A 15771-nucleotide genomic window follows, 5' to 3' on the forward strand; every position below is an offset into this window, starting at 1 on the left:
TGATCTATGAATCGGTCAATTATTTAACGCCCGATCCGTTGTCAGTTGTTTCAACGGGGCTCGCAAATATCAGCTTGCCTTCTGCGTTCTCCGCCATCAGTATCATACCCTTGCTCTCGATACCGCGCATTTTACGTGGAGCGAGGTTGGCAACAACAGTAACCTGCTTACCGATGATCTCCTCAGGTTTGAAGTGCATAGCTATGCCCGACAGCACGGTACGTTTTTCATAACCGAGGTCTATCTCCAGTTTCAGCAGCTTGTCGGCTTTCTCAACTTTTTCTGCATGCAGGATGGTACCCACGCGCAGGTCTATCTTGTTGAAATCATCGATCGTTATCTCTGGTTTTTGAGCTGGAGGGAACGCATTTGTTTCTTCAGTAGCGGTATTTTGAGGTTGAGCAGCTTGTTGCTCCATTGTGCTTTGTTTTAAGTTGTTCTTCAGTTTTTCTACCTGTGCGGTCACTTGTTCGTCTTCTACTTTTTTGAACAGCAGTTCAGGCGCGCGCAATGGATAACCTACATTCAGCAGGTTCATCTTACCGGCATTTTCCCAGTCCAGCATACGTTCAACCACCTTCATCATACCGCACATTTTCCTGGCAGTAAATGGCAGGAATGGATTGATCAATATCGCCAGGTTGGCCGAGAGTTGCAGGCAGATGTGCAGGCAGTTGTCTATAAGCTTCTGCGCTTCAGGGTTTGCTTCGAGGCTTTTAGCGACTATCCAAGGCTGCTTGTCCTGCATGTACTTGTTGCCTTTGCGGGCAAGGTCCATCACTTCAAACAGCGCATCGCGGAACTTGTAGTTCTCTATCTCGCCTTCAACACGCAGTTTAGCTTCCCTGATATCATCTATCAGTGTGCGGTCTGTATCATCCAGCACGTCTTCATGCAGCTTAGGCACTTTGCCGTTGCACAACTTATGCATCAGTACAAAGGCCCTGTTCACGAAGTTGCCGAATACGGCAACCAGTTCGTTGTTATTGCAGTCCTGGAAGTCTTTCCAGGTAAAGTCGTTGTCTTTGGTTTCCGGCGCGTTGCGGCACAATACATAGCGCAATACATCCTGCTGGTCGGGGAAATCTTTTACGTATTCATCCACCCACACAGCCCAGTTGCGGCTGGTGCTCACTTTGTCGCCTTCAATATTCAGGAACTCGTTGGCAGGTACATTTTCGGGTACTATATAGCTTCCGTGCGCATGTAGAATGGCCGGGAAGATGATACAGTGGAATACGATATTATCCTTACCAATGAAGTGCACGAGCTTGGTGTCTTCTTTCTGCCAGTAGTCGGCCCACATAGGGGTCAGCTCTTTAGTGGCGCTGATGTAGCCTATCGGTGCGTCAAACCATACGTATAACACTTTGCCATCAGCATCGGGCAGCGGCACGGGCACGCCCCAGCTGCTGTCGCGGGTCATGGCGCGTGGTTGCAGACCGCTGTCTATCCAGCTTTTGCATTGGCCATATACGTTGGGCTTCCATTCATCTTTCTTTCCATCAATGATCCATTCTTTCAGCCAGCCTTCGTACTTGTTCAGCGGGAAGTACCAGTGTTTTGTTTTGCGTTTTACAGGAGTAGCGCTGCTCAGGGCGCTGCGTGGGTTGATCAGTTGCTCAGGACTGAGACTGCTGCCGCATTTTTCGCACTGGTCGCCATAAGCTCCGGGGTTGCCACATACAGGGCAGGTGCCCACTATATAACGGTCAGCGAGGAAAACCTGCTTTTCTTCGTCGTAATACTGCTCGCTTTCGCGCTCTTCAAATACGCCGTCGTCGTACAGCTTTTTGAAGATGGCCTGGCTGGTCTCGTGGTGTATCTTATTGCTGGTACGGCTGTAAATATCAAAGCTGATGCCCATCTGCTCAAAGCTGTCTTTGATGATGGCGTTGTACTTGTCAACTACTTGCTGGGGGGTAATTCCCTCCTTCATGGCGCGGATGGTGATGGGTACACCGTGTTCGTCGCTGCCACATACAAATTTTACGTCCCTTTTCTGGGCGCGCAGGTAGCGAACATATATATCAGAAGGTAAATAACAGCCCGCCAGGTGACCAATGTGCACAGGGCCATTGGCGTAGGGCAGGGCGGCAGTTACCAAATATCGCTTGAAATCCATTCTTAAAGTCTCAGTTAAATGAGCCTGCAAGATAAGAAAGGGCTGGCAGATATTGGAAAAGGCTGTATTAGTGGCCAGTGTGCGAACAACTCAGCTGGTTTTTGGTATGTTTGTTGCTTCTTTTTACAAAACCTCCTATGAAATATCTTGTCTGTTTGTTGTTCATTTGTTTTGCCGCATCTTGCTCTCAGCAGTGCACAACGGACGTAATTTGTGGTCGGGACCTCGATAATATTACTTTCTACGGGTATTCATATACGGAATTGGACACCATTGTACTAAAATGGTACAAAGCCGGCAGCAATTTTAGCCAACAAACCAACGAGCAGCATTTTTATTTAGACAGCACAGCTAAAGCTATGGATAACTCTAATTATTATGCTGTGGCTCTTGATAAAAGTGCACCGACTGATAGTTTAAGATTGCTTAGGTTATTTTATTTAAATCAAGTGCCAGATGGCAACACAGCGGCGGATTTCGAATTGTTCATCCCAGCGAACAATCGAACTTACCGGGTGTCCGATATATTGCTTGACGGCGACTATAAAATAGTTCAGTCTCATGCTTGTAGCAAAGCCCCTTCCGGTGGCTTCTGCTATCGGCACATTGTCTCCCACAAAATCGACGGCGTGTCAGTAAATAAAGGGGAACTAGTTATTCAAAAATAGTCTCGCATTTTCCGCCGTTGTTCGTGTTCGTCATTAACGACCTTTCTTAGAAACGCACATCGTGCGATATTTGGTTTCTTCGCAGGTTGGTACAAAATTTATGCGAATGCAGCCGTATCAAACTGCTATATCATGACTAGGGAACAAGCCGTACAGCTTACTACATTCCTTTTGCGTGTAGTGGCGGGTATCATGTTTCTAGAGGCTGGGGGAATGAAACTCTTTGGCTGGTTTGGTGGCCCGCCCAGCGGCAGTCTTCCTCCACAATTCTCCCAGATGTGGTTTGGCGGCATCATCGAATTTTTTGGTGGTTGCGCCATAGTGTTGGGGTTGTTCACCAGGCCGGTAGCATTTATCATGTCCGGCGAGATGGCTGTGGCCTATTGGCAGTTTCATGCTCCTAAAGGCAACTGGCCTATCCAAAACCATGGCGAAGCTGCGGTGCTGTTCTGCTTCATCTTCCTGTTTTTTGCGGCTTACGGTGCCGGGCCATGGAGCCTTGATGCACTAATATGGCGACATAAAACAGCTTGAATCTTTTCGCCGTTGCTGGTGCCGTTGACCACAACGGCGCAGAAATACATTGATCAGTTCGCAACCTTCCTTTTCCTCACGACATACCAGCTCCATCCCCCGGCAACGATCAACCACAACGGCCAAGCAGCTACCAGGGCCACAACCAAACTCTGCACAAGCAGCCAGCCTTTCGACAAACTGTTGGCAAGTTGACTACCAAATGGTTCAGTGGTCATATAGTCGGTATTGACAACGGTAGTGGTATATATCTGCATCGGTTGTATCAGTTCTACTGAAACAGTCGCATAGTGCACTTCATCCAGTATCTGGAGGTTCTGTATCCTACGATCTACCGACTCCAGCGTATTCGCGCCGGTATCGGCGATCTTAGCTTTGAGTTGTGCAGGACGCAATGCTTCATTCTTCAGCGCATTGGCCAGGTATGCAAGGGTTTTGTCGTCCTGCGTTATGTTACGATAATCGGTAAACTCAGACATTCGGGGCAGCAGACGCAATAGCGAGTCGAGGTGTCTTTCAGGCACTCGTAAAACAAGATGGGCGACAGGCGTGTACGATGTTACCTGCTTCAATGAATCGGGCTTGTAGTTCAACATCCGTTGTTCAGTCGATTGGTTCTCTATTGTGCTTTGTGCTGCCAGTCCGCCCAGTTGTTGTACTTTGGTTTCCAGTTCCAATGTAGCTTCCTGCACATTGCGTACGCGGCATCTTAGATCAGCGGTGCGTGCTATCTTTCTCGATGATGAATTGATCTGTGAAGCGTCGCCGGCAAAGCTGGTACTATCGGCTGCGGCTGCATAGTCTTTTTCCAATGAAGTGTTGCTTGCATTGCAAGCTGTGAGCAGTAGAAATGCTGCTGCAGAGGGGATGATCAAGTAGCGCATAAAAAGACTGTTTTATACTTATTTATGCCCGCCATCGCAAAAGGTGACGCCTGCGCGGTGTTAAATAAAAGATAAAGCATTTGACAGGCTAGTGCTCGCTAGCTGGGAACAGCAGAGCTGGCACGGTTCTTTTTACTCTTCTATTGCAAGGTTGTGAAGAATGGTTCAGGATCCAAACGATGAACAGATGAACGAAAGACTATAGAAATCTCTGAAACCAAATAATTAGCAATCATAAAAGAGGACGCATTCGTGTGGTCCTCTTTTTCTTAGTCTATCAATTCCGTCATTTCGGTCGGTAGATGCAAAAGAGTAAATCGCCAGCCTGTGCCATTGGACGGGTTGTGTTCTGGTTGTAACTTGTACTATGAAATGGCTAATTATTGCTGTGTTTCTTTTAACCGGCTTTGTCGCTCACGCGCAGGATGGTTACCTGCTTCCCGGCGAAACGCCGGTCATTACCTTTGAAACCACTAACGGCAAACGGGCCATGGTCGCCAGGGAGGCTAAGGATGGTTACCTGGTATACCGCTTTGGTTCCAAAAGCAAAGTAGAATTTGAATTCCCTACTAAAGACCGCAGCAGCTGGAAAAAGTTTAGCTATTCATTCTATCTGCGCGGCGGTGGCACCAAGAACGAAGGTATGGACCTCAATTATCTCTATTTTGATAATAAGGGTTTCCGCTACGTAGTTTACCAAAACTTTTACGCGCATGGCAATGAACGCAAAGCAGGCATTAAGGTTATCAACCTGGGACAAAAGAATAACACCACAGATATCAAAGCTGTCTATAGCACAGTAAAAGGTTCTCTTGCAGCATTCTTCAGGGATAATAACCTCGTAGTGGCAGGGGAGGAGGTGTTTGACTAAGTATGTTTTAAACTTCTTCTAAAGCAAAGCGGGGATGTCTGAGACATCCCCGCTTTAGTATCTGCAAGCCGTATTACTGTTTGGTAAACCTCTGTACTAATTTTATTCCCTGTTCGTTGGTTATTTCTACAAGGTAAATTCCTGCTGTTAGTGCTTGCACATCTATTTCGGCTACATTGGTGTTTTCTGTATAGTTATCGTACACCTTTGCGCCTACAGCATTCAGTACACTAATATGGCGTATGCCCGGAGCATTTACGGTCACCATGTGTGATGCAGGGTTGGGGTACAATGCCAGTTTGGTTTCCTGTGTGCTAACTTGTTTTACGTTTACATGCGTCAGGTCGAGCTTCCAGAGCGGCGGACCGTATTGTGCATTGGTGTAAAAGTTGCTGAATATCAGGTTGTTGCCCAGTTGTATTAATGGAGAAGCCATCATTTCACCGTCAAGCCATCCGGGGCCGGTTAGCAATGCATTGCTACCGGGCACCACGTGTTTGATCGTTCCGCTTAGGGTACCATCGGTACTCCAAATATCAACACTCTTTGTGCTACCACTAGTACGGTTAGCCGCTTTAAAATACAGCCGACCGTTTGCTACGGTCAGTTGTGTTGGGCTAGAGTGTTCGCTGGTGCCATCCAGGTTCTTAAAGAGTTTTGTGTTTCCCTGGGTGGTGCCATCGCTCACCCATAGTTCCTGCCCTTCGGCAGCGCTATATGCGGAGAAATAGAGTTTATTGTTGAACGCTGTCAGGTAGGCAGGTTTAGGGAAGTAGCCATAATAAGAGCCCGGCAATTGCATATTGACAATAACATGGGTGCCTTGTGGCGTGCCATCTGTTACATAGATGCCTTCTACATCGGTGAGTGTGTTCTTTGCGTAGAAATACAGCAGGTTGTTCATCACGGCATAGTCTGACATGTTGAACAAGTTATCCATTAGTTTGATAGTGCCGACAGCAGTACCATCGCTTATCCAAAGAGCAGTGTCTTTAGCAGCGTTTGTAGCAGTAGCATTGAACACCATTTTGCCGTTATACACAATGAAGTTCGTAGGATTGCTTCCTTCACCGGGAGTAGGATTAAGGTCGGTAAGCAGTTGCGTACCTGCGTTCGTACCGTCTGAGGTCCACATTTCGAAGCCGTGGGTGCCGTCGTTGGCAACAAAGAACAAGGTGTTGCCAACCGCCCTCTTGCCTATCAGTTCCTGGTGAGGATAGCCAATGGAAAATTCGCCTGGTATCGGGTTGATGTTTTTCACCAGTTTGGTACCCTGGCGCGTTCCGTCGCTGCTATATAATTCAAAGCCTGTGGTCAGTACATTTTCTGTCGCAAAGAAATAAAGCTTGCCGCCCATCTCCGTCAGTGCTTGCCCGTCGTAAGCATTGGCCACGGCATCACTGTATAGTTGTAACGTATCGCCGGTTGGATTTACCTCGCCCGTTCCTGCGAAGTTCACTCCGTTGGTATAGGCGAGCATTGGATGCCATCCCGGAGTGCTGGTATTGGTTTCCCATATATAGTATACAAGGCCGTTGAACAGTACCGGGTTATATAAATTGTCGGCAGCAAGCACCCTGACCACGCCATGTGTGCCCGCAGTCGTGCCGTCTGTAGTTACTACAACATTGCCTGTTATCGGGCCATTACAGGTCACCAGTTTATTGTTGTAAATCACACCCTGGCGAATGGATTGCCCGTAATCCGGATCGGGGCTGTTATAAAGATCGGCCACCATCTGCGGGGTTTGTGCCTTACCCATTGCCGTAGCAAGGATCAGCACGATAGTTAAATAGGTTTTCATCTGTTTTTCTTTAAGCGCGGCAAAAATAGAGAATTTTTTTATGCTTGATGTGAAAGAGCTACGGAACTTATATGTTTTATCTTAATGCCAACATGTGTCACGCACCTGTGGAATTGAAGCCGCTTGAGGACCGCATTATGATGTCCGGTACAGCCGGCTCCGGATTGATAATTGGCCAAGGTCGGGGAAAGATGGTAAAGTAGCCTTAAAGCTGGCTGGATCGCATACAAGGCCGTTAGTAAGTCTGTTCGGGCTAAGGCGCTGGGAGTTGAGGTATTACGCATTAAAGAACTGGTAAACGGTCTTGGCGCTTTAACAGAATACTAAGAATCAATCATCTATATGTGGCACAGTGTTTTTTACCCATATAGCGCAAGGTTGCGAAAGATGGTTCAGGAACATATGAACTGTAAGATGAACTAAAGACTTCGAAGATTTCTGAAAACCAAATGATTAACAACCAAAAAGAGGACGGTAGTAATACTATCCTCTTTTTCTTTTGTGTCAATTCAATAAATGAGCATTTTGTTGTATGTTTGTGTTTGTGGAACACAACGAAATAACTGTAGGGGTTTGGGCAAAAATTGCATTGTTGATGCGGTGGGTGTAGTCTTTGAAAAACGACAACAAACTGTAACAAATTGGTGGTAGAAACCAGAAAAGGTGCCATTCTTGACGAAACATGCGAGAAACAGGTTGTAATAAAAAGAGCTACCGAGGTAGCTCCAGAGAATTTAAACAGATGGTGAGGTGTAGTACGGTGTTATCCGCTTACGTATCAGCTTTTTCACTACGCTGTGTTCCGGGCGGAAGGTAAACCTGGTTAGCGTATTGACCGATTTTGTTTCGTGCACTGTTTGGCCGGTTTTGGCGTCGGTAAGTACCGCGTAAGCCTTTTTGTCGTCTAACAAGATGCGTTTTACCTTCAGGTCCATCACTACATCCGCCTCATCACGGTTGTCAGTAATGGCCAGGTAAGGCTTCTTTGTCAGCTCCTTTTTTGCTATTCTGAGCGCAGTGGGGCTGGTGGACGTGAGAAATACTTTGGTGGTTGACTGGGCAAATGCAGTAGTCACGGCGAGCGTCAGAACCGAAAGGCAAGCTGCCCTCAGTGTGTTTTTTGATCGTGTGATGGTCATGTATATTGGTTTTAATTGGTGTCGGTATTGTCAATCACACAGGGTCAATCACACATTTGAGGCTGGAAAATTATAGAGGTGTTTGTGAAGCTTTTGTCAAAACGATGTATAAATGTGTTAAATAAAACTTATCATGTGTTTGGACGGCGGATGAGATCGAACATAAAAACGAACAAAACAGAGGTTTCAACCCTGCCGTATTTTGATTAACTTTGCCATCCCTTTATAAAAGGATTGAATATGTTCGAGAATCTTAGCGAGCGGTTAGATGCCGCGTTCAAGCAGCTCAAAGGCGAGGGCCGTATTAACGAGATCAACGTAGCTTCTACGATCAAAGATATCCGTCGTGCATTGGTTGATGCAGACGTTAACTATAAGATAGCCAAGGAGTTTACCGATAGGGTAAAGGACAAGGCAACAGGTGAGAAGGTATTGACAGCCGTATCTCCGGGTCAACTGATGGTGAAGATCGTGAAAGACGAACTGGCCGAGCTGATGGGTGGTACTGAGTCTGAGATCGACCTGAACAACAAACCTACTATCATCCTGATAGCGGGTCTGCAAGGTTCGGGTAAAACCACCTTCAGCGGTAAGCTGGCCAACTTCCTGAAAAGCAAAAAAGGCCGTAATCCGTTGCTGGTAGCTGCCGATATCTACCGTCCTGCGGCTATGGAGCAGTTGCGCGTACTTGGTGAGCAAATTAAGGTTCCGGTTCATATCGAACCTGATAATAAGGACGCGGTTTCCATCGCGCAGAACGCTGTAGCCGAAGCTAAAAAGAACGGCAATAGCGTAGTGATCATAGATACTGCAGGTCGCCTGGCTATCGACGAGGCGATGATGACCGAGGTGGCTAACGTGAAGAATGCCGTGCAGCCACATGAGATCCTGTTCGTAGTAGATTCTATGACCGGCCAGGATGCTGTGAACACAGCTAAAGCTTTTAACGACCGCCTCGACTTTACGGGTGTGGTACTGACCAAGCTGGATGGTGATACCCGCGGTGGTGCGGCGCTTACTATTAAGTACACAGTGAATAAGCCCATCAAGTTTGTAAGCATGGGCGAAAAGCTGGACACGCTGGATGTATTCTATCCTGAGCGTATGGCGCAGCGTATCCTCGGCATGGGTGATATCACTACGCTGGTGGAACGCGCCCAGGCACAGTACGACGAAGTCCAGGCTAAGAAACTGGAAAAGAAGATCCGCGCCAACAAGTTTGACTTTGAAGACTTCAAAGAGCAGCTGGGCCAGATCAAGAAGATGGGTAACATTAAAGACCTGCTGGCAATGATACCTGGTATTGGTAAAGCCATCAAGGATATTGATATCTCTGACGATGCATTCAAGGGTATCGAAGCGATCATTAACTCTATGACGCCTTACGAGCGCGCTAATCCTGACGAGATCGACGGTAGTCGCCGCAAACGCATAGCGAAGGGTGCAGGTAAAGACATAGCCGAGGTAAACGCCTTTATGAAGCAGTTTGAACAAATGCGCCAGATGATGGGGCAGATGGGCAAGATGCGTGGCATGATGCCCGGCATGGGTATGCCGGGTATGGGTGGCGGTATGCCATTTGGCAAGAGATAAAGAATAAGGTTTTTATTAACTTTTGAATTATTTCTTTTGACCTATAAATCAACCTAAATGAAACGAATACTACTATCTGCCTTGCTGGCGGCATCGTTGCCAGCACTCGCGCAAACAGAAAAAGGAAGACTCATGGTGGGCGTAGGCCTGGCCGATATTTCGGCAGGTATACAGCCCGGAGGTGGTGATGGGGTTGACTACTTCAGCGTAAACATCAACCCGAGCGCAGGCTACTTTGTGGCTAAAAACCTGGCTGTAGGAACCAGCATAGGATTAGGCTGGGGTAAGTCAGGTGGGTCCAGCATCATTAACTATGGTGTGCATCCATTTGCGCGTTATTACTTCGGCGAAAAGAAAACCAGGCTTTTTGCCCAGGCTGGTGCAGGAATTTATGCCTATAGAATGTCACATACAGTTCCTCCCAATGATAATGGCAGCATGTTCACTTTTGCAGCTGGTCCGGGTGTGACACACTTTCTCAACCAAAATGTTGCCATAGAGTCAAGCCTGATGTTCCGAGGAACAAAACAAAACGACATGCCGGATATGTCTTATACACCCTCGCTTAACTTTGGTTTCCAGATATACCTGAACGGGTTTAAGAAGGCAAAACCTGCACAGGCATCTACTGCGGAGTAGGATAGTATTTTTGTGTTGTTTATATTAGGGGGACAAACCAACCTTCAATATGAAAAAGCCTCTATTGGCATTGTGCCTTCTGTCAGCCTCATTTATTACAAATGCCCAAACCGATAAGGGAAACTGGATGGTGGGCGGCAGCTTGGGATCGATTGCTGGTCAGATCGCCATTGGCGAACCTTCCTACGGCGGTTTTGGATTGTCCATTAACCCCGCAGCCGGATACTTTGTCAAAAACAATTTGGCCGTAGGCGCGGGTATTCAGCTTACGCCGTGGATCGGAGATGAGTTTTCGTTTGGTTACGGCATTCAACCGTTTGTGCGACGGTATTTTGGAAAAGGTTTGACCAAGCCATTTGCCGAAGCGTCGGCGGGGTATTCAGGATTTATATCTGCTGAAGACGGTCGTCCCTTTTTTCTTACGGCAAATGTAGGGAGCGGCTTGGCTTATTTTATTACCCCTAATGTTGCGTTGGAGTCCAGGCTGTCTGTTTCGGCACATTCCGGTTCCGATTGGGAATATGTGGCCTTAATGCCTGCAATCACTGTTGGTTTTCAATTGCATTTGCAAAGTCTGAAAAGAGCCAAACCACAAGCTGCCATTGAGGGAGAATGATATTAAAATAATATATTTTTAAGAAACTCTTTTTAGTAATGGTTTCTTTTGTTAGCTTTGCAGTCCTTAAAATTTATTGTTAATCGCAAATAATTTCTATTATTTATGGCGGTAAAAATTCGTCTCCAACGCCACGGATCAAAGAAACGTCCGTTCTACTTCATCGTAGTTGCTAACAGCACAGCTCCACGTGATGGTAAATTCATCGAGAAACTCGGTACTTACAATCCACTGAGCGTTCCAGCTACTATTCGTATCAACCGTGAGCGTTCGCTCCACTGGTTGCAAAAAGGCGCACAGCCTACCAACACTTGCCGTCGTATCCTGTCGTTCAAAGGTGTATTGTACCTGAAACACCTGATGCGTGGTGTAGAACTGGGTCTGTTTGATGAGAAAACAGCCTGGGAAAAATTCGAGTCTTGGAACACTGAGCACGAGCAACTGGTTGTAAAACGCGAAGAAGCTCACCGTAAGCACAAAGCTGAAAAGCGCAATGCTACAATGGGTGAATCAGTTCGCCGTGTTGAAGAGAAAATGGCTGCTAAAGCTGCTGCTGCACAAGCTTCAGCTGAAGGCGAAGGTGCTGAAGAAACAGCAACTGCTACTGAAGGTGAGAACCAGGAAGGTTAATCCTTTCCGACAAATACTTGAAAGAGCAACGGTATTACCGTTGCTCTTTTCTTTTGTACCTACTAGTCAATTTCTCCACTACGTATAAGAATGCGGAAAAAGATTTTTAAAATTGTGGCGTTTTAAAAAAGCTAACTGCCTGATATGGAAAACGAAAAGAAGATCAATTTCCGCCTGCTCACTTACATAAGCCTGGGACTGATGCTGCTGATCATGTTATGGGTAAGCAAAGATTACGGCATTAGCGGCGACGAGGTGACGCAGAATACCTATGGCCACCACGTTTATGATTATTATGCTTCTGGTGGCGAAAACAAGGCAGCGCTTTCTTATAAGAACGTCTATTTCTACGGTGGCTTTTACGACTTGCTTTGTGTTTGTGTCAATAAGATGCTGGGTGTCAACGAAGCTATGGAATACGAGACCCGCCATTTTATTAATGCGATATTTGGCTTCCTTGCTATTTTGTTCACGGCGCTCCTGGCGCGCTTGGTTCGTGGCTGGGACGCAGCGTTGTTAGCTGTGTGGTTCTTGTTCTTGTCACCACGTTTTTTTGGCGAAAGCATGAATAATCCTAAGGATATTCCATTTGCCTTAGGTATGCTGATGGGAGCCTATTTTACTATCAGGTTTGTTCGTGCTTTCCCCAAGCCTACCTGGAAAGATGCCTTATGGCTGGCATTGGCTATAGGCTACGCAATAGGCATACGGATCGGTGGTCTTCTGCTTATTCCGTTCGTTTTCGTAGCCCTTGGCATTGAGTATTTATTTGACTGGCGCAAAAACTATACACTCAGCAGCAAGGAAATACAATCAACGGCTGTGAAAGTAATAGCATTGTGTATCGCAGGGTATTTTTTCGGACTGATTTTCTGGCCTTATGCATTGCAGGCGCCATTGTCTAATCCATTGCAGGCATTGGGTGAAATGTCTCAGTTTTCTACAGGTATCAGGATGCTGTTTGATGACCGGCATATTATGAGCCAGGACATTCCGGCCAGCTATATACCTCATTGGATGGCTATTACAAACCCTGTGATAGTGTTGGCGGGTATTATATTGTCTCCATTCCTTTTGTTTCGCAAGGAGCTGAAACGTTCTACTATTCTGTTTCTATTCTTTGTTGCAATATTTCCATGGGCATATGTCGCTTACAAAAAATCGCCGATGTACGATGGCTGGCGCCATATGCTTTTCGTTTATCCTCCACTGGTAGTTTTAAGCGCGCTGGCTTTCTTATCAGTTATTTGGTCGATAAAAAACAAGATCGCCAAATATGCAGTAATAGGTCTGCTTGTGATCGGGTTACTATTGCCTGCAAAATGGAGTATTGCAAATCATCCTAACCAGATCGTGTATTTCAACGAGCTGGTGGGTGGGGTTGATGGTGCATACGGATACTATGAAACGGACTATTACATGAACAGCGTTAAACAGGCGGTCTTTAAATTAGCTAAAGACAAAGATCTCTATCATGCCAAGGATACTGTGCTGATCGGTACTAACTGTATCGACCCGATGTGGTATTACGTTGCTCGTATAAATCCCAAAGTTCGTCCGGTGTACGTGCGTTATCGAGAGCGGTATAATACAGACTATGACTATGGTATCTTTTTCTCTCGCTTTATTGAGAAGTCATTCTTGCAAAACGGGTTGTTTCCGCCTTCTGGTACTATTGACGTGATAAAGGCCGATAATACCCCCCTTATGGCGATCACCCAGAGAGACAGTGCACAGGTTTACGCCATGCAGGCAAATGCATTCCTGAAGGCAAATGATCTGCCCAATGCTGCAGTTTACTATCAGAAGTCTTTGGCCTTGAATCCTAAAAATGAAACCGGATATCAGCCATATGCGATCATTCTTGCAAATCTTGGTCGCATTGACGAATCAATAGCCGTAATGAATCAATACACCCAAATAGATCCGGCTAATATCGAAACGTACGACCTGCTTAGTCAACTGTATCGTGCCAAGGGTGATATGCAAAATGCACAACAGGCCGAGGTGAAGAAGAATGCACTTATGATGGAAGCGCAAGGAGACGACACTGAATAGCAATGACTTCCGGGAATGCATCTACTCCAGGTTCACCAGCTGCTCGACGTCATTTTCATACGTTCGATGCACTCCGCTTTTTCGCGTTCCTGAAAGTGTTCCTGTTACATGTCCCGATCATTGCATTTCCCTGGTTTAATTACGTAAGGGCAGGTGGCGGCATTGGTGTACAATTCTTCTTTGTACTGAGTGGTTTTCTTATTACCTACATCATTTGCGAAGAAAAGGCGCGTACGGGGCAGCTAAACCTAAAAAACTTTTTCGTTCGCCGGATATTGAGGATATGGCCGCTGTATTACCTGATGGTAGCGGTGGCGTATATTACTCCTTATATTCTAGAGCATTTTCTGCACCTTCCGTCATCTGGTGAGGGGTACAGGCCTAATATCTGGGTATCTGTTTTGTTCCTGGAGAACTACAAAATGATGGCTACAGGTCAGCATGCTAATGTTTCGCCTCTGTCTGTCATGTGGACCCTGTGTATAGAAGAGCATTTTTATATTGTTTGGGGGCTGCTCTTGTATTATTTGAATCTCAAAGACTTGCCAAAGCTTATTGTCGCATGTCTTTTAGCAGGGCTGGTCTGCAGAATGGTGTATGTCGCAAATAATATTCCTACCAGCGATCTGTTTACTAATATTGATCTCTTTGCCTATGGAGCGATTCCGGCTTATCTGCTTATTGCTAAAGGTGAGCAAGTAGACGTTGCGATCAATAAGATCCCTTATTGGGCGAAGCTAATGTTTATTGTAAGCCTTCTCCTGACGATCCTGGTTTGCTCGCAATACAAAACCGACAAAGATTATGTAGCCATCACAAGCCTCCTGGGGCTACTATTTAGTTTGCTAATAATGTTGATACTGCCTGAGAATAACAGGCTTAAAATTGGAGATAAGAATGTGTTGAGCAGGGCAGGGGTGTATACTTATGGGCTATATCTCTATCACACCCTTGTGATAAATTTGCTGAAGCAGGTATACAGCAAGCAGAATATTTCGCTAGATAACGCTGCATCTGCCATTGCGTTCTTTGTTCTGGCCCTAACGGCCACGTTGTTGTGCAGTGTACTGTCGTACTATTTGTTTGAAAAACCGTTTCTCAGGCTGAAGAAGTATTTCCGCTAGCTATTTAACAAAAGAAAAGCGGCGATCAGAATATATATCCCTATTAAAGTTGCAGTAAGCCATTTTGATTTTACCTGCGTTTGTTTCAGGGGCAATTTGTAAGACATTTTCCTGTGTTTTTCCGGTGTTTAAAAGTTATTCTGTTGTCAAATCCGCAATGAATATAGCAACTACTTTTGCAGTCTCCTCTTTTCTAAACCAAAAAATTTAGTACGCTTAATAAGAAGTTTAACAAATTCTAAGCCAAACTCACATTTGCTTTCATATTTCGTTGGTACAAATAGGTTTTTACAATAAGCTGACAAGCCTTTTGGCCCGCGTTATGAAGGCTGGTAGGGCATTTACTGGCATTGTTTTTAAGTGTAAATAGCTGGAAACGTGTATCCAGAAAAGACTGTGTTTATGTCGAAAGCAATGTTGTTATATGCGCATCATACTGATGCTGAATTGATCGATAAGGTGAAGATGGGGCATAAGGCTTGCTTTGAAGTGCTCGTGCGTCGTCATAGCCAGGCTTTATACAGGATCGGCCGGATGTTTGGATTGGTTGGCGGCCAGGTCGAACAATTGGTTAGCGAAACACATTTGAGTGCTTTTCGGAATATAAGCAAGATGCGTAATAGGTCATTGTACCGAATCTGGTTGACCACGGCTATGATGCACAAGTGCAGGGCGACTGTGCGTACACAAACAGACAACGTCTTGTACGTCTCAGATCCTTCGATGTTGGCTACCCGAAGCGCCTGTCATTATACCGAGCGGTTTAACAGTAGTTTGATGGTGACGAGCCGGCTTGAAAAGCAATTGGACAAGTTGCCGGTTAGCAGTCGTATCGTTTTTATCCTGCACAAAATAGAAGGATATTCTATTCGCGAAACAGCTAAGCTGTTAAATACTTCTGAACAGAAGATAGTTGCAGCTATCGAAAGCGCAAAAGCGAGCCTGCGTTCTCTGGCGCGCAACTGGCATTACCATGCCGACGTATATACTATCGACGATTACACAAGGAATAGCATAGTCAGTGAAGTCATGGCCAAAATAGACGCTCGTCTTTTGGCCGCACCGGTGTTAGCACCACGTGCCTGA

Annotated in this window: 14 protein-coding genes; 10 read left to right on the forward strand and 4 right to left on the reverse strand. The window is 46.0% G+C overall.

Annotated features, from left to right (window positions below):
* Nucleotides 1-19: 19 nt before the first annotated feature.
* Nucleotides 20-2125 (reverse strand): methionine--tRNA ligase, encoded by a 2106-nt coding sequence (metG, locus tag P2W83_RS12305; protein ID WP_276134041.1) that lies wholly within the window; start codon nucleotides 2123-2125, stop codon nucleotides 20-22.
* Between the two features lie 263 nt (nucleotides 2126-2388).
* On the opposite strand from metG, the gene P2W83_RS12310 reads away from it, so the two are divergent.
* Nucleotides 2389-2793, forward strand: a complete 405-nt coding sequence (locus P2W83_RS12310; RefSeq protein ID WP_276134042.1) for a hypothetical protein — start codon at nucleotides 2389-2391, stop codon at nucleotides 2791-2793.
* 132 nt (nucleotides 2794-2925) lie between these two features.
* Nucleotides 2926-3327 carry a DoxX family protein gene (locus P2W83_RS12315; protein ID WP_276134043.1) on the forward strand — a complete coding sequence of 134 codons (402 nt, stop codon included), beginning with the start codon at nucleotides 2926-2928 and terminating at the stop codon, nucleotides 3325-3327.
* 53 nt (nucleotides 3328-3380) lie between these two features.
* Here P2W83_RS12315 and P2W83_RS12320 read toward each other — a convergent pair whose 3' ends face one another.
* Entirely contained in the window at nucleotides 3381-4211 is an 831-nt protein-coding gene (locus P2W83_RS12320; protein ID WP_276134044.1) for a DUF4349 domain-containing protein, read from the reverse strand.
* A 367-nt stretch (nucleotides 4212-4578) separates the two neighbouring features.
* Between P2W83_RS12320 and P2W83_RS12325 the strand changes: the two genes are divergently transcribed.
* The gene (locus P2W83_RS12325; RefSeq protein WP_276134045.1) at nucleotides 4579-5082 is read left to right on the forward strand and encodes a hypothetical protein; all 504 of its coding nucleotides are present in this window, start codon (nucleotides 4579-4581) and stop codon (nucleotides 5080-5082) included.
* Between the two features lie 73 nt (nucleotides 5083-5155).
* Here P2W83_RS12325 and P2W83_RS12330 read toward each other — a convergent pair whose 3' ends face one another.
* On the reverse strand, nucleotides 5156-6886 hold the full coding sequence (locus tag P2W83_RS12330; protein WP_276134046.1) for an ELWxxDGT repeat protein: 1731 nt from the start codon (nucleotides 6884-6886) through the stop codon (nucleotides 5156-5158).
* Nucleotides 6887-7620: 734 nt separating this feature from the next.
* Complete coding sequence (locus P2W83_RS12335; RefSeq protein WP_276134047.1) at nucleotides 7621-8025, reverse strand: hypothetical protein; 405 nt, start codon at nucleotides 8023-8025, stop codon at nucleotides 7621-7623.
* 240 nt (nucleotides 8026-8265) lie between these two features.
* Here P2W83_RS12335 and ffh point away from each other — a divergent pair, with 240 nt between their 5' ends.
* The 7 genes from ffh (at nucleotide 8266) to P2W83_RS12370 (ending at nucleotide 15771) form a co-directional block, all read left to right on the forward strand.
* Nucleotides 8266-9618: a signal recognition particle protein gene (gene ffh, locus P2W83_RS12340; RefSeq protein ID WP_276134048.1), complete on the forward strand. Its 1353-nt coding sequence runs from the start codon at nucleotides 8266-8268 to the stop codon at nucleotides 9616-9618.
* A gap of 57 nt (nucleotides 9619-9675) precedes the next feature.
* Nucleotides 9676-10257: an outer membrane beta-barrel protein gene (locus P2W83_RS12345; RefSeq protein WP_276134049.1), complete on the forward strand. Its 582-nt coding sequence runs from the start codon at nucleotides 9676-9678 to the stop codon at nucleotides 10255-10257.
* A gap of 49 nt (nucleotides 10258-10306) precedes the next feature.
* Nucleotides 10307-10873 carry a hypothetical protein gene (locus tag P2W83_RS12350; RefSeq protein WP_276134050.1) on the forward strand — a complete coding sequence of 189 codons (567 nt, stop codon included), beginning with the start codon at nucleotides 10307-10309 and terminating at the stop codon, nucleotides 10871-10873.
* A gap of 105 nt (nucleotides 10874-10978) precedes the next feature.
* Nucleotides 10979-11503, forward strand: coding sequence for a 30S ribosomal protein S16 (rpsP, locus tag P2W83_RS18710; RefSeq protein WP_338090251.1), 525 nt, complete (start codon nucleotides 10979-10981; stop codon nucleotides 11501-11503).
* 144 nt (nucleotides 11504-11647) lie between these two features.
* Nucleotides 11648-13561 carry a tetratricopeptide repeat protein gene (locus P2W83_RS12360; RefSeq protein WP_276134051.1) on the forward strand — a complete coding sequence of 638 codons (1914 nt, stop codon included), beginning with the start codon at nucleotides 11648-11650 and terminating at the stop codon, nucleotides 13559-13561.
* 2 nt (nucleotides 13562-13563) lie between these two features.
* On the forward strand, nucleotides 13564-14685 hold the full coding sequence (locus tag P2W83_RS12365; protein WP_276134052.1) for an acyltransferase family protein: 1122 nt from the start codon (nucleotides 13564-13566) through the stop codon (nucleotides 14683-14685).
* A gap of 402 nt (nucleotides 14686-15087) precedes the next feature.
* Nucleotides 15088-15771, forward strand: coding sequence for a sigma-70 family RNA polymerase sigma factor (locus P2W83_RS12370; protein ID WP_276134053.1), 684 nt, complete (start codon nucleotides 15088-15090; stop codon nucleotides 15769-15771).

It is taken from the genome of Polluticoccus soli (assembly GCF_029269745.1).
GTDB lineage: Bacteria > Bacteroidota > Bacteroidia > Chitinophagales > Chitinophagaceae > Polluticoccus > Polluticoccus soli.

Excerpts from the sequence above, each read along its gene's own strand:
- metG (WP_276134041.1), bottom strand. The coding sequence starts at position 2,125 with ATGGATTTCAAGCGATATTTGGTAACTGCCGCCCTGCCCTACGCCAAT.
- P2W83_RS12315 (WP_276134043.1), top strand. The coding sequence starts at position 2,926 with ATGACTAGGGAACAAGCCGTACAGCTTACTACATTCCTTTTGCGTGTA.
- P2W83_RS12320 (WP_276134044.1), bottom strand. The coding sequence starts at position 4,211 with ATGCGCTACTTGATCATCCCCTCTGCAGCAGCATTTCTACTGCTCACA.
- P2W83_RS12325 (WP_276134045.1), top strand. The coding sequence starts at position 4,579 with ATGAAATGGCTAATTATTGCTGTGTTTCTTTTAACCGGCTTTGTCGCT.
- P2W83_RS12330 (WP_276134046.1), bottom strand. The coding sequence starts at position 6,886 with ATGAAAACCTATTTAACTATCGTGCTGATCCTTGCTACGGCAATGGGT.
- P2W83_RS12335 (WP_276134047.1), bottom strand. The coding sequence starts at position 8,025 with ATGACCATCACACGATCAAAAAACACACTGAGGGCAGCTTGCCTTTCG.
- ffh (WP_276134048.1), top strand. The coding sequence starts at position 8,266 with ATGTTCGAGAATCTTAGCGAGCGGTTAGATGCCGCGTTCAAGCAGCTC.
- P2W83_RS12345 (WP_276134049.1), top strand. The coding sequence starts at position 9,676 with ATGAAACGAATACTACTATCTGCCTTGCTGGCGGCATCGTTGCCAGCA.
- P2W83_RS12350 (WP_276134050.1), top strand. The coding sequence starts at position 10,307 with ATGAAAAAGCCTCTATTGGCATTGTGCCTTCTGTCAGCCTCATTTATT.
- rpsP (WP_338090251.1), top strand. The coding sequence starts at position 10,979 with ATGGCGGTAAAAATTCGTCTCCAACGCCACGGATCAAAGAAACGTCCG.
- P2W83_RS12360 (WP_276134051.1), top strand. The coding sequence starts at position 11,648 with ATGGAAAACGAAAAGAAGATCAATTTCCGCCTGCTCACTTACATAAGC.
- P2W83_RS12365 (WP_276134052.1), top strand. The coding sequence starts at position 13,564 with ATGACTTCCGGGAATGCATCTACTCCAGGTTCACCAGCTGCTCGACGT.
- P2W83_RS12370 (WP_276134053.1), top strand. The coding sequence starts at position 15,088 with ATGTCGAAAGCAATGTTGTTATATGCGCATCATACTGATGCTGAATTG.